Source organism: Vreelandella zhuhanensis (assembly GCF_009793355.1).
In the GTDB taxonomy this organism is placed as follows: domain Bacteria; phylum Pseudomonadota; class Gammaproteobacteria; order Pseudomonadales; family Halomonadaceae; genus Vreelandella; species Vreelandella zhuhanensis.
This window is the reverse complement of record NZ_WTKP01000003.1, coordinates 221,713-245,534: the sequence shown is the minus strand read 5'-3', so window position 1 is coordinate 245,534 and position 23,822 is coordinate 221,713. Positions and strand designations below refer to the sequence as shown.

Sequence of the window (23,822 nt, the reverse complement as noted above, 5' to 3'; positions counted from 1 at the left end):
CTCCAGAAAATATGCTTCGCATTACGTGCGATTTCGCGCGTCAGGGTACCTTGGTATCGCCTGTGGCGCTAGTCGGCTCGGGCGTGGCGATAATCCGCCAGTCGCGCCCCACTGCCCGCATGTCATGAATTACCAGGCGCCGCTGATCGGCCATCAGCGCAAGTCCCGGCAGGGCAAACAGCGCCCGGGCGTCGCCTCCCAGCAAGGTGGGAGCGACGAATAGCTGCATTTCATCGACGAGTTCGGCATTCAACATGGCACCGGCCAGCGTAGCGCCGGTTTCCAGCAACAATTCGTTGACCTGACGGTTTTCCGCCAACCAGCGTAACAAGGAAGGCAAGCTGATGCGGCCATCCTCTCCCGCCGCCAGGGCCAGCACTTGCGCACCGGCATTTTCCAGGCGCCGACATTTTTCCAGGTCATGGTCGGGAACGGTCACCACCAGGGTATGCCCGGGTTCTTGCAAGCAAGCCGCCGTCAGGGGCAGGCGCAACCGGGAATCCAGAATGACCCGCAGCGGCTGGCGGCGGACGATACGCTCGGCCTCGTCCAGCTTGAGTTGCTCGGCACGCAGGGTGAGCCGCGCATCATCCATGATGATCGATTCCACGCCGCTCATGATGGCACTCGAACGTGCTCTCAGCCGCTGCACCTGGGTACGGGCTTCAGGGCCGGTAATCCACTGCGATTCACCGGAGCCCATGGCCGTACGACCATCCAGGCTCATGGCCATTTTCAAGCGCACGAACGGCCGACCGCGGCGCATGCGCGAAATGAAGCCCGGGTTGAGCCTCTCGGCATCCTCTTCAAGCAGGCCCACCATGACCTCGATACCGGCTTTTTCCAACAGTGCCACCCCTTGGCCGGCTACCTGAGGGTTGGGGTCGACCATGGCTACCACCACCCGTGTCACGCCCGCATCGCGCAGCGCCAAGGCACAGGGGCCGGTGCGCCCATGATGAGAACAAGGCTCAAGCGTGACGTAAGCCGTAGCACCCGGTGCCGCTGAACCGGCCACCCTCAATGCATGAATTTCGGCATGCGGCTCTCCGGCCTGTTCATGCCAGCCCTCTCCCACGATGTTTCCGTCACGCACCAGAACGCAGCCCACTCGCGGGTTGGGGTCGGTGGTATAGAGCCCGCGTCGCGCCAGCACCAAGGCCCGCGCCATAAAGCGATGATCCAGGCCGGAGGCCGTCTGCGGGCCGATCAAGATTGCGGCTCCTGAGTAATCCGGTCGATTTCAGCGCGAAATTCGTCCAGATCCTGAAATTTCCGATACACCGAGGCAAAGCGAATGTACGCCACCTGATCCAATTGCTTGAGAGTCTGCATCACCGTTTCGCCCACATCCCGCGCCTGAACCTCGCGTTCGCCTCGGGCGCGCAGGGTCTGGCGGATACGTTCCACCGCCGCCTCGATATCCTCCGCGCTCACCGGACGTTTTTCCAGCGCCCGCAGCATTCCCCCACGCAGCTTGGCTTCATCAAAGGTTTCTCGCGAGCCATCGGACTTAACCACCCGCGGCATTACCAGCTCGGCGGTTTCATAAGTGGTAAAACGCTCGCTACAATTGGCACATTGGCGGCGTCGGCGTACCTGGTCGCCGTCCACCACCAGGCGCGAATCCGTCACTCGAGTGTCGTTGGCACCACAAAAAGGGCAATGCATGAGAATCACAACCTGTTGTAGACCCGAGCCCGATACGCGAGCGCGAGTAAGCGATTTATTTTCTCATTGTAACGATTTGGCCTAGAAGCTGCAGTGTCTGTGGCATCTGTTTATGCGGGAGTCTCCCCATGTCAGCCTTTGATACCAACGCCCACCAGTACTTGACTCATCTTTACGGCCCTGATGCCGACGAAGTGCTGCGACGCCTGCAGCGCCTTGTTCAAAAGTACCAGAACACTCAAGAAAGCCCGAACGTTCAACAAGCCGCTCCCACCTGGAGCGAAAAGGATCTCTGGCTGATCAGTTACGGTGACTCGATCGTCGATGAGCCACGCCCACCGCTCGAGGTGCTGGAAGTGTTTATCCGACAACGCCTGGGCCAGCGCATCAGCGGCGTTCACCTTCTGCCGTTCTTTCCCTGGAGCAGCGACGATGGCTTTTCGGTGATCGATTACCGGGAAGTTGATCCAGCACTCGGCGACTGGTCGCATATCCGCGCCCTGGCCGAGCACTACGATGTGATGGTGGACCTGATTCTCAACCACATCTCCCGGGAATCGCTGTGGTTCGTCGATTATCTCAGCGATAGCTTGCCGGGGCGCGACTACTTCCTGGAACTCGAGCCCGAGACCGATTTATCTCAGGTCGTGCGACCCCGCAGCACGCCACTGATGATGCCTGTTGCCACGCGGCGCGGTACCCGGCATCTTTGGGCCACCTTTTCCGACGACCAGATCGACCTCAACTTCGCCAACCCGGATGTGCTGCTGGAATTCGTCGACATTCTATTGTTCTACCTGAAACAGGGCGCGCGCATCATTCGCCTGGATGCCATCGCCTTTCTCTGGAAACGCCTGGGCACCTCCTGCGTCCATCTACCGGAAACCCATACGGTGGTTCGCCTACTGCGCGCCCTGGTGGACCACGTCGCTCCCGGCACCTTAGTGGTGACCGAAACCAACGTGCCGCACACCGAAAACATGAGCTATTTCGGCCTCGAGCGCACGGCCAGCGGCGAGCCGGATGAAGCCCATATGATCTATCAGTTCACCTTGCCGCCCTTGCTGCTGCATACCCTGACCCGCGGCGAAGCCGGAACACTGCGCGACTGGTTGAAAAGCTTGCCGCCCCTGCCGCCTTCCTGCACCTACCTCAATTTTACCGCCAGCCATGACGGCATCGGCGTGCGCCCGCTGGAAGGCCTATTGCCCGACCACGAACGCGATGCCCTGCTGGAATTGATGCACCGTTTCGGCGGATTTGTCAGCATGCGCAGCAACCCCGAAGGCGGCGACATTCCCTATGAAATCAACATCACCTGGTTTGAAGCCATGCAAGGCACCCATCGAGGCGCCGACCCTTGGCAGGTGGCACGCTTTCTATGCAGCCAAGCCATCATGCTCGGCTTGCAGGGGATTCCCGCGCTCTATCTGCACAGCCTGACCGCCACCCCCAACGACCTGGAAGGCGTGGAGCGCAGCGGCAGGCTACGTTCGATCAACCGCCGTCGCTGGCAGCTCAAGGAACTGGAACCTCTGCTGGACAGCGCCACGACGCCTACCCATAAGGTATTTACCGCACTCAACCGCTTGCTTGAACAGCGCCGCGAGGAGCCCTGCTTTCATCCCAGCGCCCCGCAGCGGGTGCTTCCCGCGCCCAACGAGCTACTGGTTATCGAACGCGGCCCGATGGCCGATGGCCGTCGCCTACTGGCACTGTATAACGTCACCGACCGGCCGTTCGATCTGAATCAGGGCGGCGAGACATTGAGCATGCGGCTCAGCCAAGGCCAGTGGCACTCAATCGACCCGGATTCTCCAGCCTGGTCGGCCGACACGCCATTGCCGCCCTACGCCATTCGCTGGCTGGTGAGTGATTAAGAAGAAAATGACTGATACGTCATGGAACTCATACCCTGATAATAAACTCATGAGAAGATGCCGCCATAATCATTACCCCAACGAGGAATCTCATGTCATTACCGCCCATCGCCTTACGTCTCCGCAAGCGATTCGCCCTGCCCGCCCTGGCCGGCGTTTCACTGGCCATGGGCAGCCTTGCCCAGGCCGCCGAACCATTGCCCGCACCGATACAGGCATTAGCCGACCAGGGCATGGAAATTCACGGCCAGTTCGAGGCGCCCGGCGGCATGCGCGGCTTTGGCGCCAGCACCCAGGGGCGTGAAATGGCGATCTACCTGACCCCGGATGGCGAGCATGCGGTACTGGGTACGCTGATGGATGACGAAGGTACCAACCTGACCGAGCCACAGCTGGATGAACACGTTCGCGCCCCATTGGAAGCCCAGACATGGCAGGCATTGGAAGACAGCCACTGGATTCAGGATGGCGAGCGTGATGCCCCGCGCGTGATCTATACCTTTACCGACGCCAACTGCCCCTATTGCCAGAAATTCTGGGAGCAGACACGCCCTTGGGTAAACGCCGGCAAGGTGCAGCTACGCCACATCATGGTGGGCATATTGCAACCGGACAGCCCCGGCAAGGCCGCCGCCCTGTTAGGTGCCGATGACCCGTCGCAAGCCCTGTATGAGCACAGCGAAATGGGCCAGTCCATCCAGGCCAGTGCCCAGCCACGGGCAATCGAAGAACAGGTTTATGCCAATAATCAGCTGTTTGAAGAATTGGGCCTCTTCGCCACGCCTACCAGCGCTTTTCAACGCCGCAACGCAAACGGCACCTTGCGTATCGACCGGGTACAGGGAGTACCCAATGAAGAGCGCTTGATCGAAATGATGGACGGGCCGACTCCCCAGGCCGATTAACGTACTGACACGCGCCAGGATGGTTCAAATGCAAGCGCCCGCCTGAGCGGTTTCAAGCGGGCGCCTTGCCTATACTGGACTCCTTATTGAAGGCTTATTCACTCAGCTCTTCAAACCGCGATACCCCGACATTCCAGGGCTTGAGAAAATCCTTTTCCCCAGTGTTGGCGTGATCGGCAAGGCGATGGTCGTCATGTTCACGCACCTCGCCATAGCGCGAATGGCGATGAAACGTCGAACCGAACAGTTCCAGTGTTTCATCCAGGTCACCGGTGTAACGTGGGTCCTGGGGGCGCTCCTGACTCACCATGTAGTAGGCGACATCCCACGCCTGCTGGTCGGAAAGTGAGTTTGGCTGACCCAGCGGCATGTTGTTCTTGATGAACCCAGCCGCGGTATGGGTGCGCACGATACCCGCTCCCCAGTTGTTGGAACCATCGCCCCACAACGCCGGGAAGACGTACTCACCCTCTTCATAATGGCCGGCACCATCGTCCTGGTGACAGATAGTACACTGCGCCTGGTAGACCTCCTCTCCGCGTGCATAGTCCGGTTCTTGCTCGGGATCTGGCGGTGCCTGGAAGCCACGCCCGTAGATCGGCTGGTCGGGGTACATGGGCGCGCCGGTAGCCAGCCACTGATGGTAGGCGGAAAGCGCCACCATGTCGTCGCTACCATATTCCGGCGGTGTACCGTTCATCGAATAAGCAAAGCAGCCGGCAATGCGCTCTTCAAGATTGTTGACGTGCTGGTTCTTGCCGCGAAAACCCGGCAACGTCACCGCCGCCGGCCAAATCGGCGCGCTGAACGGCTGGCGACCTTCGCCCAAATGGCAGCTGGAACAGTTCATGTCATTGAAGACGTTCTCGCCACGCAGCTGCTGGGTATCGGTGAACAGCTCATAGCCTCGCCGAATCACCTTCTTGAGCTCGGGATGAATATCGGCATCGTCCAGATCGGCCATGGTGGGAGGCACATGAACCAGCTGGCCTTCCTGGGGTGCCGGGTATCCCAGCGCTGTCAGACCTTGATAAGGCGACTCCCCCTGGCCATTTTCACCGCTGGCCGCATAGGCCGTCACGCCGAGGCCTGCGGCCAACGACGCTCCCAGTACCGCCAAGGTAATTTTCGATAGCTTCATGGTCACTCTCCCTTACTCGGCGGTCACGGATTGACGGGCAAGCCAGGCGGAGACCGCCTGGATATCCTCGTCGCTCATACGTTTGGCAATCGCTCCCATCAAGTTCTGAGGGTCGTTACTGCGCTCATCGTTCTTCCACGCTTGCAGTTGGGTGGCGATATAATCCGCATGTTGACTGGCGATGCCCGGAAAATCGCTTCCCACGCCTTCGCTACCCGGCCCATGGCAACTCTTGCAGGACACGATGTAGGCATCCCAGTCACCCCGTTTCGCCAACTGCTCGCCGCGCTCAAGCAATGCCTCACCCGCCTCTTCTCCCCCTTGGGCGGGAGTCACCGGCATCTGGGAATAATAGGCCGCCACATCCGCGATTTGCTGGTCATCGAGCATGTTGGCAAACAGCTTCATGCTGGCATTTTCACGGCGTCCTTCCTGAAAATCATGGAGCTGCTTGACGATGTAGCCACTATCCAGTCCCGCCAGGCGCGGCCAGGATTCACCGCCCGGCACGTTCAGACCGCTACCATCCGCTGTGTGACAGGCCACGCAGGTGGCACTCGCCTCCTGGCCACGCTGAACATCCCCTTCCAATGCCATTGCAGCACCGGCATTCAAGCCGGTTCCCAGCAACAGGCCCAGTCCCCTTATCACTGTCTTGTTCATCGTTTTCTCCCTCTTGTGATTATATTGATCCTAGTCGAGATCGATAATCGGCACCGTCAGTTGTACTTGCAAGCCGCCACCGGGGGGGCTGAAAAACTCGATGCCCCCATCGAAACGCTCGGCAATGGCGGCAACGATCGCCAGCCCCAAGCCACTGCCCTGCTGGCTTCCGGCACGCCAGAAACGTCGGGGCAGTTGCGCCAGCGCCGGTGCCGCAATACCTTGCCCTTGGTCACTGACGCAAAACGTCATGCAGCGCCCGGCATGGCTCCTTTCGGCTTTCAGCTGTACCGGCGTATCGTCCGGGCCATGGCGCAAGGCGTTATCCAGCAAGTTACGCAAAGCGGTAATTGCCAATTCACGCGGCATCGCCAATGTCGCCTCGGGCCAGATATCAGGCAGCGTAAAACGTCTGGCATCCGGCGTATTGGTATCGGCGATGGCCAATTCGACGATATCCGCCACCCTGCTTGGCTCACCGTCATCAAAGCCCAGGCGCCCTTCCACCCGTGCCAGCGTCAGCAGTTGATCGAGAGTGCAGGCCAGGCGAGCAACACCCTGTTCGGCATGTTCAAGCGACTCCCGAGCGGCATCGCCATTCACTCGTTTTGCCACCTGTAAATGAGTTTTCACCGCCGTCAACGGGGTGCGTAATTCATGGGCGGCATCGTTGGTGAAACGCTGCTCCCGAACCAGGGTTTGTTGCACTCTTACCAGCAAGCCATTGAGGGTCTCGATCAGAGGACGAATCTCATGGGGAATACCGTAGGTTGACACCGGTGCCAGGGCGTCCGGGTCGCGGCGCTCGAGCGAGACGCGCAGCCGAGTCAACGGCGCCAACCCGCGCCAAATGCCTAACCACAGCGCTCCCAGGCTGCCCACCAACGCCACGATGAAAGGCACCACCGCGACCTTGATCACGTCTTTGAGCAATAGCGTGCGTTCATCCATGCGATCCGCCGTGATGATGGTCAGCCCCTCACGCTCATAGGTGAAGACGCGCCAGGTCACGTCGCCTTCCTTACGGTAGGTATGCCCCCGCTCTCCCGGGGTCAAGATGTCATCCATGTCGGCATGGGTGCGTGCCATCACCTCGCCACGCGGGGAATGTACCTGACAGGCCAGCCCCTCAATCGGCGGAATCGACAATGTCTGCTGGTCGACGGTATCCCAGACCTCGGCAGGCAGTTGCAGCATCAACCCGGCCACCATGCGGGCCGACTGGGCCAGACGCTGATCCAGCGTTTCCATGAGTTTGGCTTCCAGGTCGCGCATCAACCAGGCAGCCGCCACGCCCCATAGCAGTGCCAAGGTCAAGCCCAGGGTCAACAATAGCCGTAGCCGCAGGCTCATAACTGCCCCTTGGGCACGGTGCCCCGCAAGCAAATGGCTTCCGGCTTGCCCAGCCGATACCCCAGGCCGCGCACGGTCTCGATCACTCCCGTGCCCAACTTGCGGCGCAAATGATGGATATGCACATTGAGCGCATTGCTTTCCACGTCATCGCTCATGCCATACAGGCTATCTTTCAGCTGATTCGCCGAAAGCACACTGCGGGGTGCCTGCAAGAAGGTTTCCAGCAACACCAACTCGCGCCGGGAAAGCGGCACCTGATGGCCGTCAACACTGATTGCTCGGGCTCTCGGGTCAAGGGTCAGGCTGCCGTGCTGGATCATGGCACTCGAACGCCCGGCGGCACGCCGCAGCAAGGCGCGCAAGCGAGCCACCAGCTCATCGAGATCAAAGGGCTTCACCAGGTAGTCATCGGCGCCGCCTTGCAAGCCATCCACCCGGTCGCGAACGGCGTCGCGTGCGGTCAGAATCAGCACCGGTGTAGCAACGCCCGCCGCGCGCCACTCTTCCAGCAAGCTCATTCCGTCGCCATCCGGCAAGCCTCTGTCGAGAATCACCACATCGCTGGCCACGGCTTGCATGGCCTGACGTGCGGCAGCCATGGTGGACACATGATCCACAACAAAATCGAATGTCATGAGTCCGGCCCGGATACCGGAAGCCACCAGGGCATCATCTTCGATCAGCAGTACGTGCATGGATATTTCCTTGTTATAGGCGTGAAGCATGCCAAGACACCATTAAACGAACGTTAACTGCGCTCGAAACAAAGCCAATCGAGACAAGGCAATTAGTCGTAGCTTTCTTTGGGTTTTTGGCCTGATGCCCGGCCAACAGGCAAAACGCCCCCACCGGCAAGCCGGCAGGGACGTCTTATTCAAGCAACATGAGACTGATGAGGCTTTCAGGAAACGCTAAGTCGCCGAGCCGCAAACCAGCCGAGCACCATGGCTATCAACATGGCGAAAAGCGGCGGGGTCAAGCCCCCGATAGAGGCGATTGCCGGTCCCGGGCAGTAGCCCGAAAGGCCCCAGCCAATCCCGAACAAGGCAGCGCCACCCAATAACTTGGCGTCCAGATCCTGGCGTGTGGGCAGCTGGAAGGCATCCCCCCACAAGGGCTCAAGGCGCTTGAATACCAGACGATAGCCAATAAAGGTAGTGATCACCGCGCCACCCAGTACAAACATCAGGGTCGGATCCCAGTTGCCGGCAATATCCAGAAAACCCAGCACCCGTGCCGGATCAGTCATGCCGGAAATCGCCAATCCCAAGCCAAACAACAAGCCGGCGATATAGCCCATTAATGTTCTCATGCCCCACCTCCCAGCACGTGCCGGACGATATACACCGTAAAGATGGCACATCCCAGAAAGACCCCGGTGGCGGCGAGTGAGCGTGGCGATAACCGCGCCAGCCCGCAGACACCGTGCCCGCTGGTGCAGCCGCTGCCAAGGCCAGTACCCACGCCCACCAACAAGCCCGCCAGCAGCATCATGGCCACGCCACCTGCGGGTTCACCCACGACAGCGCCCGGCCGACCCACGACATTACCCAGGTCGCCACCCAATGCCATCAGCAATAGCGGGCCGCTGATCAAGCCCAGCACGAAGGTCACACGCCAGGCGCTGTCACCTTTGGGACGCTGGGTCACGAGATTACCCACAATTCCGCTGATGCCGGCAATTCGCCCTAGCGTGGCCATTAGCCAGGTAGCCGAAAGACCAATCAAGATGCCACCTATCAGCCCCTGAAGGCTTGCTGTCCAATCCACGCCTATCCTCCCTTCAACTTAAATACGGCTTATTTTTCGCTCTTGCAGGTATTGATACCCAGCAATTTGTACGCAGGGCATACACCCAACAGACCTGTTGCAAGCGGGAGTATTCCAATCCAGCCCCAGACACCAATGACGCCGGCCAGTGCCAGCACGATCAACGCCAGGCCGATCACGATACGGGCGATTTTATCTACCTTGCCTACATTCGTTTTCATGCTATTGCTCCTTTTCTTTTTGATCCATCGGTCTGAAAAGCGTCGACACCGTGCCCGGCATCCCCGCCAATGACATTCAGGTTAAAACAGATTGATCGGCACCTTTTTAATAACTAAAACATCTAAACAAATAACTTAAAATATTTGCGTAGAGGATAGCCGGGATGGAGCCAGGCTGCCTGAGTCAAGTTGTCGCAAGGCGACGAAAGTCATACTGCGCCTTTATTGTCCTCTTCCACCGCGGCGTACATGCGCGTCAGAATATCCGGCACCGCCGCCTGCACTCGGCTCCAGCTGGGAATAAAGGGTCGTTCACGCGGGTTATCTAGAAACAGTGCACCCGCTTCCAGCAGATTCCCGGCGAACAGCTCCACTGCCTGCTCTTCGCTATGCCGGTCCAGGCTCAGGCCGTTCATGGTGGCATCGTGGTCGTAGGCTTCGATCAAATCCAGTGCCAGGCGGTAATAGGTCGCTTTCAGGGTACGAAAGTCTTCCGTACTGAAGCTCACACCCTTTGTCGCCAGCTTGCGATACAGCGCCTTGGCAATATCCAGGCTCATACGGTTGAGGCCGCCACCCGGGTCGTCTTTACTTACCGGCTGATGCTTGTGGTCGTAGCAATCGGCGATATCCACCTGGCATAGCTGACGGTTGGAGTAGCTACGGTGCAGCTCCGAGAGCACACCGATCTCCAACCCCCAGTCCGCAGGGATACGAATGCCTTCCAGGACATCGCTGCGCATGGCGAATTCGCCGGAAAGCGGGTAGCGGAAGCTGTCGAGGTATTCAAGGTAAGGCAAGGGTCCGTACATGATCTTCAAGGCACGCAATAACGGCGTCACCAGCAAGCGTGTGACGCGTCCATTGAGTTTGCCTTCGGCAATGCGCGGGTAATAACCTTTACAGAAGCTGTAATTGAAGCGGGAATGCGCCATCGGGTACATCAACCGAGCCAGCATGCCGCGTTCATAGGTCAGAATATCGCAGTCATGCAGCCCCACGACTGTTGAACGACCTGACGCCAACACATAGCCGGCGCAGTACCAGACGTTACGTCCCTTGCCTGGCTCAAGCGCACCCAATCCATGGCTTTCCAGCTCCTGATCAAGCTCGCGCAGGCGTGGACCATCGTTCCACAGGATGCGGGCATGCTGAGGCAAACGGGAAAAAAAATCGCGGGCATGGAGAAACTGCTCGCGGTCGGCACGATCCAGCCCTATCACGATTTCACTCAGGTACGGCACCTTGGAAAGCTCATCGACGATTCCCGGCAATGCAGGGCCTTCCAGTTCGGAAAACAGCGAAGGCAAAATCAAGCCCATGGGACGACGCCGAGAAAACTCGACGAGTTCTTCCTCCAAGCTTTCCACCGGGCGGCGTGTCAGGTTGTGAAAATCGGTGATCAGGCCGTTTTGATGAAAGTCGCTCATGCTGACACCGCCCCGGAGTCAGCCAGACCCCCATCCCCACCGCCCCACCAATAGTTCACGCCTTCGGCCCAGCCTACCGGGCCGCTGGCCTGGGTGCGATAAAGCGCGGCAGTCCGTGGCTCCACGGGCAAGTCATGACAGCCGCGTATCACCACCGCCTGATCGACCATTTCCAGCATGGAGATATCATTGGGGCCGTCGCCCAACCCCATGGAAAGCGGCTGCCGACCGCGTAACGAAGTAAAGCGTTGGATAAGCCACTCCACGGCACTGCCCTTATCGGCCGAAAGGCCTATCACATGCCAGAACCGCCCTCCCCGCAGCAGGCGTAACCCATCACCTTCCAGTGCCGCTCGAAAACTCTCCAGGGCCGTATCGCTATCCTGCCAGATCAAGGGTTCGCTGCCTTCGCGAAGCCGGGCCAGGCGCACCCCATCGTTATCCAGACCGGTAAGGGACTTGAGCTCTTCCAGGGTCAGCTCGCTCATGCAAGTGAATGACACCCCCAGGCGCTCCCGCCAGACATTGAGACGCGCCCGAATCAGGCCGACATCCACGCTGACATGCTTGATCACCAGCCCATCCGTGCCATTGCCCGGGCGGTCCAGCCGCGCATGGCACCAGGCTTGCGGCAAGCCGATCACGGCACCATTTTCAGCAATGAAGGGGCTATCGGTCAGCCCCAGGGCTTCACGCAACGGGGACACTTCAGCCCGGGTCTTGCTGGTGACTGGGATCACCGGGATTCCCAGCTGCCTGAGCCGGGTCAACCAAGGCTTGGCAGGCGACGCATCATAGCTGTGATGATCCAGCAACGAACCATCAAGATCGGTCAACACCAGACGCGGCTGAAGGGCCAGTGCCTCGCCAGAGGTAGCCGGTGAGGAAAGACGCGATAAACCTGTATTCATGGCGACACCTTAAAGGCTTGAAACCGGTTTTTAGTTGCCAACTTCTTATAAAGAGATTGCTCGGTAAATGGCTGCCTGACAACTGCTCCGCAAGAAAAAGCAGCTCTGTAACATTTAACTACAAAACAACCACCGCTTGCCCTTGGCAAACCTCTAAAAATATCTATACTGGAGTTGTACCTCATTGGATAGCACGTACACCCCCGCTTACCAATGGTCTACATAAGCCAAGCCTTTATGCCCGCCCCCTCGGCGGGTTTTTTTTATCTAATGACTCATTCCAAATGAATCATTACTTCAACCCGCCGATTACGAGCTCGACCTTCCAAAGTTTCATTGTCGGCAATGGAACGAGGGTCAGCAAGCCCCATGGCACGCAAGATTCGCCAGGTAGGGGGGCGATTTATCGCGCGAGGGGTTGCCCTTAAACGCACCACCCGAAGCTCGCCCGACAAGTCGACATCCTACCGTAAAGCCGCCCCTCCCCTCGAATTTCAAACTTCGCTTATAAAACAAAACCTAATAAACTATTTGGACTTTTGTCTAGAGAGGAATCTGCAATTCAGTGTGATAGTTTAATGACTGTTGTGTTGCATGCATGACGAAGCTCAACTGCTTTGATTTAGAAGTAACAATAAATCAATGAGCTGATATGACTACAAATTATAATTAGCTTGATAAGGGTAACCATGAAAACAATCTACGCTAAGCGTACAGCTCTGCTGGCCGCTGCCGTCGCTGCTGCTTCCTTTGCCGGCACTGCCTCCGCCTATAATTTTGAAGTGGGTGACACCACGGCCAGTGTCTATGGCTATGCCAAGCTCGACATGATCTATGATGCCGATGCTGACTTGGGTAATGCCGTTACTGCTGGCAACATTCGCCTTGATGGCCAAGACGGTCCCGATGGCCACACTAACTTCCATGCCAAGCAAAGCCGTATCGGCTTCAAGACCGCTACTCCCTTGGCTGGCAGCACGCTCAACACCACTATCGAAGGCGATTTTTACGGCTCAGGCAATGACACGCTGCGTCTTCGCCATGCGTTCGGTGAGTGGAACGACATTCTGGCCGGCCAGACCTGGACCAACTTTGGTGGTTTCCTGGGCATGACCCCGACTATCGATTTCACTGGTCAGCCGGGGCAGGCAAACATCGGTCGTCAAGCCCAGTTACGCTATACCACCGGTGGCTTCTCAGTTGCATTGGAAGACCCGGGTGCCCGTGGACAAACACCAGATGCAGGCTTTACTCAGCCAGATCTTGTAACATTAACTAGTGGAGAAGAAGTCGAGATTGGGCGTACAAAGTACGATGTAGCTAAAAATTCTCTTCCTGATCTGACCATGCGCTATCAGCACAGTGGTGGCGACTTCAACTTCGCTGCTTCCGGTGTACTGAGAGAACTGAGTTACGATGCCGAAGGAGAGGCAGCGGCGCCACAAGGCTGGGATGACGACTCCGCTATGGGCTGGGGCATCAACCTAGAAGCCACCGCCAAGGTATCTCCCGCAATGACACTTCGTGCCTCTCTCACTCACGGTGATGGAATCGGCGGTTATCTTTATGGTAACCCCACAGCTCCCGCTCAAGTAGATGACAACGGCGACCTGGAAACTATTGAGGCCACAGGCGGCACCTTGGGCATGAGCATGGCCGCAGGTTCCGGTAATATCAATCTGGCCTACGGCATTGCTACTGCCGATATCGATGCAGGCAACGATAGATTTGACAGCCTCTTTCTAAACTACATCTGGTCGCCTGTTGATCGCATCAGCTACGGTATTGAAGCCGGTTACCACACCCGCGAACAGGCCGATGATAAAGATGGTGATGCCGTGCGTCTGCAAGGCATGGCGATGTACACTTTCTGATTCTACACAGGATCGGACATGCGTGATAATCACAACGCATAAGCTCGCTTAACTAGACTTACGCTCGTTTCGTTGCTCCGATGGTTAACCACCATCGGAGCTTTTTTGTGCGGCGTTTTCTCAAGTGTTTGGCAGTATCACCTCTATTTTATGCCCACGCCTGGCCGCCAGGTTTTCTATTTCGACTTTCAGAGCTCGGCGGGCATCCTCATCGCCATGTACCAGCCGCACCTCTTTCGGCCACTGGCGCATTCGCTTGATGAAATTCAGCAAATCACGCTGATCGGCATGGGCGGAATAACCGTTGATGGTAGTAATCCCGGCACGGATATCAATCCGCTCGCCATCAAGCTCGACCCAACCACCCTCTGGTCCGTAGCGCTGAATATCGCGCCCCGGCGTACCCGCTCCCTGGTAGCCCACAAACAGTACCTGATGGCGAGCGTCATTCAGCATTGCCTTGAGATAATTGACCACTCGCCCGCCGGCACACATCCCGCTGGCCGCGATGACCACTGCCGGGCGGCCGGATTGCGCCAGGTAGCGCACCGTGCGCTCATGGGTTTCGTGATCATCCACCGTATAGAGATTATCGAAACTCAGCGGATGGCACCCCGCTCGCAAGCGGCGTTGCGCCTCCTTGTCCCAATACGGCTTGAGCTGGCGATATACCTGGGTGAAACGCGCCGCCAGCGGTGAATCCACGATCACCTCCAGATCACGCCATAGCGTCTCAGCGTGTTTTGAGCCCGCCAATATCAAGCCTTCCAGCTCGTAAAGCAGCTCCTGGGTGCGGCCAATACTGAACGCCGGAATGATCACCGTGCCGCCACTTTCCAGGGCCTTCTCGATAGCGGCTTTCAGGGCTTGTTGCCTGTCACGCCGGGGCGCATGCAAACGGTCGCCGTAAGTGGATTCCAGCACCAGGCTATCGGCAAAGTAAGGCGATTTCGGCGCCGGTAACAACGGCGAATAAGGCGCGCCCAGGTCGCCGGAAAACACCACCCGCTGCTTGCCACCCTGCACACGGTCATGCAGCGACACTTCCACATAGCTTGAACCCAGAATATGCCCGGCACGCTTGAGCTTGGCTTGCAGCAACAAGCTGTCGTCATCCACCAGGGTGTGCCATTGGCCGTAATCCAAGGGCACCAACTGGCTCTCCACGCGCTGCTGGAATTGCTCGATCAAGCGCGTATCGCGAGTAAAGCCGATCTTCAGGGCATCCTCTATCACCAGGGGAAGCAACAGCGCTGAAGGCTTTGAACATAAAATCGGCCCTGCATACCCCGCGGCCAGCAAATACGGCAACCGGCCGATGTGGTCGATATGCACATGCGTGACGATCAATGCTCGCAAGGTGCTGATATCGAAATTCACTTCCAATTGGGCAAAGGCATCTTGCGCTGCGTCTTCCCCTTGAAACAATCCACAGTCCACCAGTAACGAATGGTTTTCATTGGCCAACAGCTGATGGCAGCTACCGGTCACGCCATCGGCGCCGCCGTGATGCAAGAATTGCGGAAAGGAAGTAGTGCGGCTGGCTGGATGACTCATCGACTCGCTCCTTGAAGTTAACGTCACCCAATAGTATGAGTTTTCTAGCCAAGCAAAACCTTGAGCTCAGTCGGGTGAAGATTCATTCACCCATACCCACCGCACCCTGGTGGGAGGCCGGCTTGCCGGGCGAGCTTTTAGTAGTGGAGTTTGCTCAGTCAACCCTCGCGCGATCAATCGCCCCCCATCAGGTCAACCCCCACCAAGTTGCCCCCCAGTGGGAGGCCGGCTTGCCGGGCGAGCTTTTGGTAGTGGAGTTTGCTCAGTCAACCCCTCGCGCGATCAATCGCCCTCCCACCAGGTCAACCCCACCAGGCTGGCCCCCGGTGGGAGGCCGGCTTGCCGTGCGAGTTTTTAGTAGTGGAGCTTGCTCAGTCAACCTCTCGCGCGATGAATCGCCCTCCCACCAGGTCAACCCCACCAGGCTGGCCCCCTGGTGGGAGGCCGGCTTGCCGTGCGAGTTTTTAGTAGTGGAGTTTGCTCAGTCAACCTCTCGCGCGATGAATCGCCCTCCCACCAGGTCAACCCCACCAGGCTGGCCCCCCTGGTGGGAGGCCGGCTTGCCGGGCGAGCTTTTGGTAGTGGAGCTTGCTCAGTCAACCCCTCGCGCGCTGAAGCGCCCTCCTACCAGGTCAACCCACCAGGCTGGCCTTGAGCGCTTCGACACGGGCAGATACTGGCTCGGTCATTTGCCCTTCTTGCTCACCGAAGAAGGACTCGCCCGCCTCCACGCCCAGCAGGCCAGCATCGCGATCAAAGGTGACCAAGGCCTAATGCCAGTCAGCGTTAACTGACTGGCATTAGGCATCGGGGCTGCCCTTTTTGTGCATCAGGCGGGGATACAATCAATAAGGTGGGATCAGTGCTTATCTTCAATACGCAGCTTGGCAATCTCGTCCAATCTCAAGCCAGTCGCCTCCGCGATCTGCTCATCACTAAGCACGCCAAACGACAGTAAATGGCGCACAGTGTCACGCTTTTCTTCTAAAGCTCGAGCCTCTGCTTCCTGCAGAACCTTCTGGCGCTCTTCTCGGCGCTCTTGCTGCGCCCAGTTTTCTAAGTTCTCTGCCAACATGTCTTTATCCTCCACCAAACTGTTGAGCTGATCCAGGTTGACCTCAGCCCCGAGCCGCTGCAGGTGACGCTTGAGCCAGCGGGTGATAATACGGTCGATACGCTCTTTATTGGGATCGACCTGGATGATCGCCACAACCCGATCCACGGCCTGCTGCAGCCCTTTCCTGTTCGTAGACGCCTTCTCTATGCTGAACACTCCGCTCAGCGGTGTCTGCCGCAACCCCAGCTCCTCATCAGTGTAGCGCCCTTCGTCGATCAGGTAGTAGCGTAGATGTGGCTGGTAGACCTGCAGGAACGCGGGCGGTTCCGGGCGCACCATGTCGTAGATATCCTGTCGGGCCGTCCAGCGCTCGGCGCCGTTGTAGAGCACGATGGGTAGGATCGGCGGCAGGCCCTTGTGTGGCGTCGTCGTTCCATTCTTGAGCAGGTGATCATAGAAGCAGGCTACGTAGTGCATCAGCCGGATCGGCATACTGCGATCCACAGAGGACTGAAACTCCAACAGAATGTAGAGAAACACTTCTTGGGTCACGCCCTGCCAGGTCACTTCTACCGACCACACCACATCCTCGAATTTCTCTTCGAACAGCGGGGTGATGTAGTTGCCGCTGTGGTTCTTGAGCGTGGTGAAGTCCATCAGTTCGGCGATTTCGGCAGGCGCAAAACCTTCGATCAGCTGCTGTACGAACTCCGGATAGCTGAATAGCTCTTTATAACCCGTGTCGTGGTAGTTGTGAGTGGTATCCGCCATGCTGACTCCTGTCTCAATGCCATTATTTTACCACAACACGCACCGCCCAACGCTCATTCCCAAATGCAAACCTCCTTCCCATTCACGCTATTCCCCTGCCCCATCCCACGGCGCCGCGAACGGCAGCCGTGGGGGGGAAAGCAGGCGTGGGTCGCTGAAAGAGTCTTACAGCCAGCCCCGTTCGGCGAACGAGACATAGCCTTCGTAACCCACCACCACATGATCCCAGACGCGAATATCCACCAGGCCCAGATCGAGTTGATAAGCCGCCGTGCGGTCATGGCTGTTGGTAAGCACCAGTTCCGCCATGCTATGCCGACATTGATTTTCCGGTCGGGGTCTTGGCGAAAACGGATCATGTGTCTGGCCCCCTGGTGGGAGGCCGGCTTGCCGGGCGAGGTGTTGGCCGGATCCGTTGCCGGGGTTAAGGCGGGCTAGGTCGGCCAGCAGGTGAGTCTGGGGAATCGAGAGATTCAGCGCCTAGGCGATGGACAGCGCCGCGGGTGCTGACTTTCTGACACTCAATATCCCCACACCACAAAGTGCGGGTTCAGCACTTCAGAAGGCTTGGCATAGCTCAGAGGCTGACCTTCCAGGGTCTCTACCCGGCCACCGGCCTGCTCCACCACCGCCTGAGCGGCAGCGGTATCCCACAGGCAGGTCGGGCCCAGGCGCGGATAAGTATCCGCCTTGCCTTCGGCAATAAGGCAAAGCTTCAGCGAGCTACCCATGGGCAGCATTTCATGCGCGCCGAGGTTGTCTAGCCAGGCAGCGAGATCCGGGCTGGGATGCGAACGGCTGCCTACCACGCGCCAGGTGCGGCCTTCCGGCTTGCCGGCCACCCGCAGTGCATGTCGCTCGCCCTTCTCATCGACCTTGAAAGCACCGATACCCTCGGCGGCCAGATAGGCTGTGTTGAGTGCCGGAGCAGTCACCACCCCCAGCACCGGCCTGCCCTTCTCGATCAGGGCGATATTGACGGTGAACTCGCCGTTACGCTTGATGAATTCCTTGGTGCCGTCCAGGGGGTCGACGAGCCAGTAGCGACCCTTTTCGTCCGGCCCCGGAAATCCCGCGACATCCTCCTCGGAAAGCACCGGAATCTTCAGGGACAGTGCCTCGAGCCCGCTGGCAATGATCTCGTGAGCCGCGCGATCCGCCTCGGTCAGCGGGCTCTTGTCGGCCTTCTCTTCGACACTGAAGTCGCGGGCATAGACCGCCATGATCGCATCCCCCGCCTCGCGGGCCAGGGTTTCTGCGGCGCTGAGCAAGTCTGCATAGCTTAAAGACATGGATTTCTCAGTGGTTATTAGTGAATGGATAGAGGGCGAAAGGCAGGAAGCTAGGTTTTGTACGAAAAACCTAGGAATGCACGGGCAACGATCAAGCACGGCAACTGTCTCTGCTCTCATTCAGCCGTCTTTAAGCGGGAACTGAAGGAACCCCACAGCACGGCAAGCAAAAAGGCGAACATCATCACCCCGCTGTTATGGGCCAAAAACGCCTGCGAAAGTCCGAAATCGATGTACGCCACCGAGAGCAGCACCCCCGCCACCGCAAGCGAGCGCAACTCAAGGTTCTCAGCCGTCATGTGCCGCGCAAAGAGCCGCATGGGAACAAGGTAGAGAGCCAGCAGCACGGCAAGGCCGATCACCCCGCGCTTGGCAAAGGCATCAATGAATTCGTTGTGTGCGTGGCCATAGTGCGTCACTACCTGGTCGACGACCCCCTCATTCGCCAAGGCCTGCATACCTTGCTGATAACCGTTGTCGCCCCAGCCGGTGAGTGGCTTTTCCTGTATCAAATGATAAGCCCCCTTCCACATCTCGAAGCGGGCACCGACTGACGTTGCCGGGTTTTCACCCGACACATAAAGTTCAACGTCATTGAAAGCTTCTTGTACCCGGAGCTGGACGCCGGTTTGCGGCAGGAGATACACAAGCAAGCCCCCTATCACAACCACCAGTAACGCCCCTACCTTCACTGTGCCCGGCAACTGGCGCCCAAAGCCCTTATAGAGCACCAACAGGACGAACGGCAAACCAATCCATCCCCCTCGGCTACCCGAGAACATCGAGCCGAGCATACCTGCCACCGCCCCGACCAGCAGCAAAGCCACCCAGGCTCTTCGGTGAGGCTGCACTACCGCCCAGCCCAACCCTGCCAGACAAAGAATACCCAGCAACATGCTCAGATTGCCAAATTGGATGACATAAGTATGACCCGTCGCACGCATTGCCTCCTCGGCAAGTTTCTGCCAACCGGCCCAGCTGCCTGCTCCGATGGCCCCCACGGCTAAGCCGCTCCACATCCAGCTCAAGCGTGGCGGGTAAGCCATTACCAGCAACATGGCCGGCACCGCCAACAGGAAGCGAACAGGTTTGTCGATCCCGCTCGTGCCTTGGCCATCCCACCAGGCTTCCAGCATGCCGATGGCGGCATAGGCAGCCAAGGCAGCCATCACCAGCCAGTCCTGGCGACTTAAACCCAGTGCCGGCCGCTTGACCAACAGCACAACACTGCCCAGCAGCAACATGACTGCACCCAGCGAGTAGCCACTGGGCACGATCAAGGCGATGGCACTAAGTAGGAATACAGCCAGGCTGGTATACAAACGCATTGAAAGCCTCACCGCAGCGGGAAGGTAATAAGGCATGGTAGTCATAGCGAATCCGTCGAGAGAAACCAAGAGGCAAAAATAAAAATGGCCAGCACAAAGGCCGACCATATTAGCATATAGAGTTGGATTGTAGTGCGGCTCAGGCTACAGCCAGAAAGGCATAGCCTATCCGTTAAACTGAGTTATTTTTAGCTTCTCAATAGGCATTCGGATTAATAAAACCCTTGAAGATAGTCAAGAAAATGATGCGCAAGTCCAACCATAGCGACCAGTTATCGATGTACCAAAGGTCATATTCAACCCGACGCTCCATCTTCTCTAAGGTATCAGTTTCACCGCGGAATCCATTGACCTGAGCCCATCCAGTGATGCCCGGTTTGACCTTATGCCTGCGCATGTACGACTCGACTAGTTCCTTGTAGTGTTCATTGTGCGCCAAGGCATGGGGGCGTGGGCCGACAATCGACATACGCCCCTGTAGCACGTTGTAAAATTGTGGCAGTTCATCGAGTGAGGTACGCCGCAGGAAAGCACCCAATTTTGTGACACGGGGATCACCTTGGCTGGCTTGAGTGACTACGCCGCTCTCTTCCTCATGCACTTCCATTGAGCGGAATTTATAGACCTTGAACTGTCTACTATTGGCACCTGTCCGATACTGCTTGAACAGCACCGGTCCCGGTGAAGTGATTTTGATCGCAACGGCAATCCCAAGACACACTGGCAAAATCAGAAGGCTTATAAGGCCCCCAACAAGGATGTCTTCCAGGCGCTTTATCACCAGCGCCATACCATTCATAGGGGTCACGCTCAGATCGATAGCATAATGCCCCGCTACTTCGCTCATCCGATGATTAAGCAAATGCATATCCCGGAATTCAGGGATAAATCGGACTTCTGCTGTCTGGTTGCGCAGCGCAAAGAAAATTGAGCGTACAGTACTGCCCATCTCCAGGGGCACACAGATCCATACTTCGCGGGCTTCCGAAGAAGCTACCCGCCGGGATAAGCGTTCCAGACAGGCATCATTGGGCATACGAGGTAACCGTTCGACCCCAGCGATGGAATAGCCCTCACCTGGAGAAGCTCGCATCCCTTTGGCAACATTGATCAGATGATGAGCAGGACCAACCAGGAACACCGAACGTCTTGCTCTTCCCTTCAAGCGCGCCTGTCGAAGCGCAAGCTGCACTAACACCCTGACCCCACCCGCCATAATGAAGGACAAGAGAAGTGACATTCCTACCCAGAGCCTGGAGTACCGTTCGGCAGCGTGGGCAAAGTAGATGATAGAGGTAGCCAAAATACCGACAACCAGCCAAACGAAAAGCAGCCTAGCGAGCAAGGTCGAGATACGGGTAACCCGCCACCGGGCATAAGCACCCAACAAGCCATTTAGCAGCAGGATGAGCAATGAAATAATCACGACCGCAAGAACGTAGCGCTCATGTAATTGAAAGTTACCGAACCGCCACCAGTGTGAAAGCAAGCTTCCTGATATAAAAGCGAGCAAATCGACTATCGGCACTACCAACTGAGCCGGATACTGCTCAGTCAGTCCCTTGGTCTTTCCTGACATGGTCAAATCCGTTGTTGGCTCTGATTGAGATACCACTATTTATGTAGGGCGATTGATCTTTGCCAAGATGAGTCGATCAGCTATCGCGCAGAGAGCGTAACTCTGTTAGTACGTCACGTAGATCCATTGGCCAATCCGATGGCCCGATACCATGCACACGCTTCAGGCGACATGAATCCAGAACCGACCAGGCTGGCCGCTTCGCTGGCGTCGGAAAGTCTTCTGTCCCTATCGCGACGAGCATCGGCTTCTGACTTATAAGACCCAACTCATGGGCAATATCAAAGATGTTCTTGGCAAAGTCATGCCACGTGCACGGAGGCAAACCGGCATAGTGGTAGAGTCCCCATTGCAGGGTGCCCTGATCACGGTACTGCTCTACTAGCGCCCACAAGGCCCGGGCAATACTGGCAGCTGAGGTTGGACAACCATGCTGATCGGCCACAACAGACAATTTCTCGCGCTCTTGACCCAGACGCAGCATCGTCTTAACGAAATTGTTGCCATGGGCACCAAACACCCAGCTGGTTCGCATGATGAGATGGCTCGCACAGGTCTCCGCCAGAACTTGCTCTCCCGCCAACTTGCTGGCTCCGTACACTCCGGTGGGCGCCGGCGTCTCATCCTCACGGTAGGGGGTCTTGGCATCACCGGCAAACACATAGTCAGTAGAGATATGCAGTAGAGGAATTCCACGCCGTGCTGCCACCGCCGCGAGATTCGCCACTCCATCTCGGTTGGCGGCATATGCCAGCTCCGGCTCTGCCTCGGCCTTATCGACGGCCGTGTATGCCGCTGCATTGATAATCAGCGCAGGCGTCTCACGCGCAACTGACTCTTCGACTGCCGCCGCGTCGGTAATATCAAGCTGGGCTGACCCAAACCCTGCTACCGTAAAATCTTCGGGCGCCAGGCGCAGGAGTTCATAACCAACCTGCCCTGTCGCTCCTGTTACCAGCACATGCATCGTTATTCTTCCCCGTTAAGCAGTTGGCGCAACGTCGGTAGTTTCTGATCCTTTTCGGACAGCCTGGGAGTCGCTATTGGCCAGGGAATGGAAACATCAGGGTCATTCCACACCAGGCCTGTCTCGTCGTCAGGATAATAGAAATCCGTGCACTTATACTGAAAGTCCGCCACGTCACTCATCACACAGAAACCATGCGCATAGCCCGGCGGAATCCAGAGTTGGCAATGATTGTCATCGCTGAGCTCCACGCCCACATACTGGCCGCAGGTGGGCGATGCAGGATCAATATCGACGGCAACGTCATACACAACGCCACGACTGACGCTTACCAGCTTACCCTGTGGACGGCTATGCTGCAGGTGCAGGCCACGCAGTACACCACGCTCAGAACGGGAGTGGTTGTCCTGCACGAACGGCAGGTCGACACCTGCCTCGCGGTAGCGCTCGACCTGAAAGCTTTCAAGAAAGAATCCGCGATGATCACCGAACACCTTGGGCTCGATGATCAGCACGCCAGGCAGTGCAGTTTCAATGACCTTCACTGTGCCCCCTCCGTAGCTAACAGCCGCTGGAGGTACTGGCCGTAGCCAGTCTTGCTCAAGGCACCGGCCTGCTGCGAGAGCTGCTGAGCTGTTAGCCACCCTTGGCGCCAGGCAATCTCTTCAAGACAGGCGACTTTCAGACCCTGACGATGTTCGATGGTCTGCACATACTGGGAGGCTTCCAGCAGGCTATCGTGGGTGCCGGTATCCAGCCAGGCAAAGCCACGGCCTAGGCGCTCCACGTGCAGGTCACCGCGTTCCAGATAAGCATTGTTCACGCTGGTGATCTCCAACTCACCGCGTTCGGAAGGGGTCACCGCCTTGGCAATTTCGATCACGTCGTTGTCGTAAAAGTACAATCCGGTCACCGCATAGGGTGATTTCGGCTGTTTCGGCTTCTCTTCGATGGAAACCGCAGTGCCTTGGTCGTCGAACTCCACCACACCGAAGCGTTCTGGGTCAGTCACCCAATAGCCGAAGACCGTCGCGCCACTTTCCATGGCCGCGGCTCGCTTCAGCTGATCAGAAAAATGTTGGCCGTGGAAGATATTGTCGCCGAGTACTAGGCAAACGGAATCGTTCCCGATGAACTCCTCACCAATGATGAACGCCTGCGCCAGGCCGTCTGGAGAAGGCTGTTCCGCGTAGCTTAGTTCAATGCCGAAGTCGGAACCATTACCCAGCAATTTGCGGAAGTTAGGCAAATCCTCGGGGGTGGAAATGATCAGCACCTCACGAATCCCTGTCAGCATCAACACGGAAAGCGGATAGTAGACCATCGGCTTGTCGTAGATGGGCAACAGCTGCTTGGAAACGCCTTTGGTAATCGGATGCAGACGCGTGCCGGAGCCACCGGCCAAAATAATCCCTTTCATAAAACACCTTCACTGAAATCTCATGGATT

24 protein-coding genes are annotated in these 23,822 nt (G+C 57.6%); 3 read left to right on the top strand and 21 right to left on the bottom strand.

The genetic code is table 11. The features are described from left to right. Window positions 1-40: 40 nt before the first annotated feature. On the bottom strand, window positions 41-1,171 hold the full coding sequence (ribD, locus tag GPM19_RS05460; protein ID WP_160418004.1) for a bifunctional diaminohydroxyphosphoribosylaminopyrimidine deaminase/5-amino-6-(5-phosphoribosylamino)uracil reductase RibD: 1,131 nt from the start codon (window positions 1,169-1,171) through the stop codon (window positions 41-43). 38 nt (window positions 1,172-1,209) lie between these two features. Continuing rightward, on the bottom strand, window positions 1,210-1,671 hold the full coding sequence (gene nrdR / locus GPM19_RS05455; protein ID WP_160417867.1) for a transcriptional regulator NrdR: 462 nt from the start codon (window positions 1,669-1,671) through the stop codon (window positions 1,210-1,212). A gap of 128 nt (window positions 1,672-1,799) precedes the next feature. On the opposite strand from nrdR, the gene GPM19_RS05450 reads away from it, so the two are divergent. Together GPM19_RS05450 and dsbG are read left to right on the top strand one after the other, a co-directional pair. Further along, window positions 1,800-3,551, top strand: coding sequence for a sugar phosphorylase (locus tag GPM19_RS05450; protein ID WP_160417866.1), 1,752 nt, complete (start codon window positions 1,800-1,802; stop codon window positions 3,549-3,551). Window positions 3,552-3,643: 92 nt separating this feature from the next. Continuing rightward, on the top strand, window positions 3,644-4,456 hold the full coding sequence (dsbG, locus tag GPM19_RS05445) for a thiol:disulfide interchange protein DsbG (RefSeq protein WP_160417865.1): 813 nt from the start codon (window positions 3,644-3,646) through the stop codon (window positions 4,454-4,456). 94 nt (window positions 4,457-4,550) lie between these two features. On the opposite strand, the gene GPM19_RS05440 is transcribed toward dsbG, so the two are convergent. The 9 genes from GPM19_RS05440 to GPM19_RS05400 form a co-directional block, all read right to left on the bottom strand. Beyond that, on the bottom strand, window positions 4,551-5,597 hold the full coding sequence (locus GPM19_RS05440) for a c-type cytochrome (protein ID WP_160417864.1): 1,047 nt from the start codon (window positions 5,595-5,597) through the stop codon (window positions 4,551-4,553). Window positions 5,598-5,609: 12 nt separating this feature from the next. Continuing rightward, entirely contained in the window at window positions 5,610-6,260 is a 651-nt protein-coding gene (locus GPM19_RS05435; protein WP_160417863.1) for a c-type cytochrome, read from the bottom strand. A gap of 30 nt (window positions 6,261-6,290) precedes the next feature. Next, entirely contained in the window at window positions 6,291-7,613 is a 1,323-nt protein-coding gene (locus GPM19_RS05430) for an ATP-binding protein (protein ID WP_160417862.1), read from the bottom strand. Continuing rightward, on the bottom strand, window positions 7,610-8,311 hold the full coding sequence (locus GPM19_RS05425; RefSeq protein ID WP_160417861.1) for a response regulator: 702 nt from the start codon (window positions 8,309-8,311) through the stop codon (window positions 7,610-7,612). Before GPM19_RS05425 ends, GPM19_RS05430 begins: the two co-directional genes overlap by 4 nt. 206 nt (window positions 8,312-8,517) lie before the next feature. Then, on the bottom strand, window positions 8,518-8,928 hold the full coding sequence (locus GPM19_RS05420) for a DUF6691 family protein (protein WP_160417860.1): 411 nt from the start codon (window positions 8,926-8,928) through the stop codon (window positions 8,518-8,520). Then, on the bottom strand, window positions 8,925-9,386 hold the full coding sequence (locus GPM19_RS05415; protein WP_160417859.1) for a YeeE/YedE family protein: 462 nt from the start codon (window positions 9,384-9,386) through the stop codon (window positions 8,925-8,927). Before GPM19_RS05415 ends, GPM19_RS05420 begins: the two co-directional genes overlap by 4 nt. Before the next feature lie 29 nt (window positions 9,387-9,415). Beyond that, window positions 9,416-9,607 carry a YgaP family membrane protein gene (locus GPM19_RS05410; RefSeq protein WP_160417858.1) on the bottom strand — a complete coding sequence of 64 codons (192 nt, stop codon included), beginning with the start codon at window positions 9,605-9,607 and terminating at the stop codon, window positions 9,416-9,418. 209 nt (window positions 9,608-9,816) lie between these two features. Then, window positions 9,817-11,037: a glycosyltransferase family protein gene (locus GPM19_RS05405; protein ID WP_160417857.1), complete on the bottom strand. Its 1,221-nt coding sequence runs from the start codon at window positions 11,035-11,037 to the stop codon at window positions 9,817-9,819. After that, complete coding sequence (locus GPM19_RS05400) at window positions 11,034-11,948, bottom strand: HAD-IIB family hydrolase (RefSeq protein ID WP_160417856.1); 915 nt, start codon at window positions 11,946-11,948, stop codon at window positions 11,034-11,036. Before GPM19_RS05400 ends, GPM19_RS05405 begins: the two co-directional genes overlap by 4 nt. Before the next feature lie 689 nt (window positions 11,949-12,637). Between GPM19_RS05400 and GPM19_RS05395 the strand changes: the two genes are divergently transcribed. Then, window positions 12,638-13,822, top strand: a complete 1,185-nt coding sequence (locus tag GPM19_RS05395; protein WP_160417855.1) for a DcaP family trimeric outer membrane transporter — start codon at window positions 12,638-12,640, stop codon at window positions 13,820-13,822. A 120-nt stretch (window positions 13,823-13,942) separates the two neighbouring features. On the opposite strand, the gene GPM19_RS05390 is transcribed toward GPM19_RS05395, so the two are convergent. From GPM19_RS05390 to rfbA, 10 genes are all read right to left on the bottom strand, one after another. Next, window positions 13,943-15,379, bottom strand: a complete 1,437-nt coding sequence (locus GPM19_RS05390; RefSeq protein WP_160417854.1) for an MBL fold metallo-hydrolase RNA specificity domain-containing protein — start codon at window positions 15,377-15,379, stop codon at window positions 13,943-13,945. A gap of 632 nt (window positions 15,380-16,011) precedes the next feature. Beyond that, complete coding sequence (locus tag GPM19_RS15525; RefSeq protein WP_264766792.1) at window positions 16,012-16,146, bottom strand: hypothetical protein; 135 nt, start codon at window positions 16,144-16,146, stop codon at window positions 16,012-16,014. Window positions 16,147-16,238: 92 nt separating this feature from the next. Beyond that, the gene (locus GPM19_RS05385) at window positions 16,239-17,207 is read right to left on the bottom strand and encodes an Rpn family recombination-promoting nuclease/putative transposase (protein WP_160417853.1); all 969 of its coding nucleotides are present in this window, start codon (window positions 17,205-17,207) and stop codon (window positions 16,239-16,241) included. Window positions 17,208-17,372: 165 nt separating this feature from the next. Further along, a complete protein-coding gene (locus tag GPM19_RS15770) occupies window positions 17,373-17,504 on the bottom strand; it encodes a JAB domain-containing protein (RefSeq protein WP_264766791.1) in 132 nt (43 codons plus the stop codon). A 224-nt stretch (window positions 17,505-17,728) separates the two neighbouring features. Beyond that, a complete protein-coding gene (cysQ, locus tag GPM19_RS05380) occupies window positions 17,729-18,499 on the bottom strand; it encodes a 3'(2'),5'-bisphosphate nucleotidase CysQ (RefSeq protein ID WP_160417852.1) in 771 nt (256 codons plus the stop codon). Between the two features lie 116 nt (window positions 18,500-18,615). Further along, window positions 18,616-19,872, bottom strand: a complete 1,257-nt coding sequence (locus tag GPM19_RS05375; RefSeq protein ID WP_227842173.1) for an O-antigen ligase family protein — start codon at window positions 19,870-19,872, stop codon at window positions 18,616-18,618. Window positions 19,873-20,023: 151 nt separating this feature from the next. Next, window positions 20,024-21,406, bottom strand: a complete 1,383-nt coding sequence (locus GPM19_RS05370; protein WP_160417851.1) for an undecaprenyl-phosphate glucose phosphotransferase — start codon at window positions 21,404-21,406, stop codon at window positions 20,024-20,026. Between the two features lie 76 nt (window positions 21,407-21,482). After that, window positions 21,483-22,373, bottom strand: coding sequence for a dTDP-4-dehydrorhamnose reductase (gene rfbD, locus GPM19_RS05365; protein WP_160417850.1), 891 nt, complete (start codon window positions 22,371-22,373; stop codon window positions 21,483-21,485). A gap of 2 nt (window positions 22,374-22,375) precedes the next feature. Further along, window positions 22,376-22,918 (bottom strand): dTDP-4-dehydrorhamnose 3,5-epimerase, encoded by a 543-nt coding sequence (rfbC, locus tag GPM19_RS05360; RefSeq protein WP_160417849.1) that lies wholly within the window; start codon window positions 22,916-22,918, stop codon window positions 22,376-22,378. Continuing rightward, the gene (rfbA, locus tag GPM19_RS05355; RefSeq protein WP_160417848.1) at window positions 22,915-23,793 is read right to left on the bottom strand and encodes a glucose-1-phosphate thymidylyltransferase RfbA; all 879 of its coding nucleotides are present in this window, start codon (window positions 23,791-23,793) and stop codon (window positions 22,915-22,917) included. The genes rfbC and rfbA overlap by 4 nt, the downstream gene beginning before the upstream one ends. Between the last annotated feature and the right edge of the window lie 29 nt (window positions 23,794-23,822).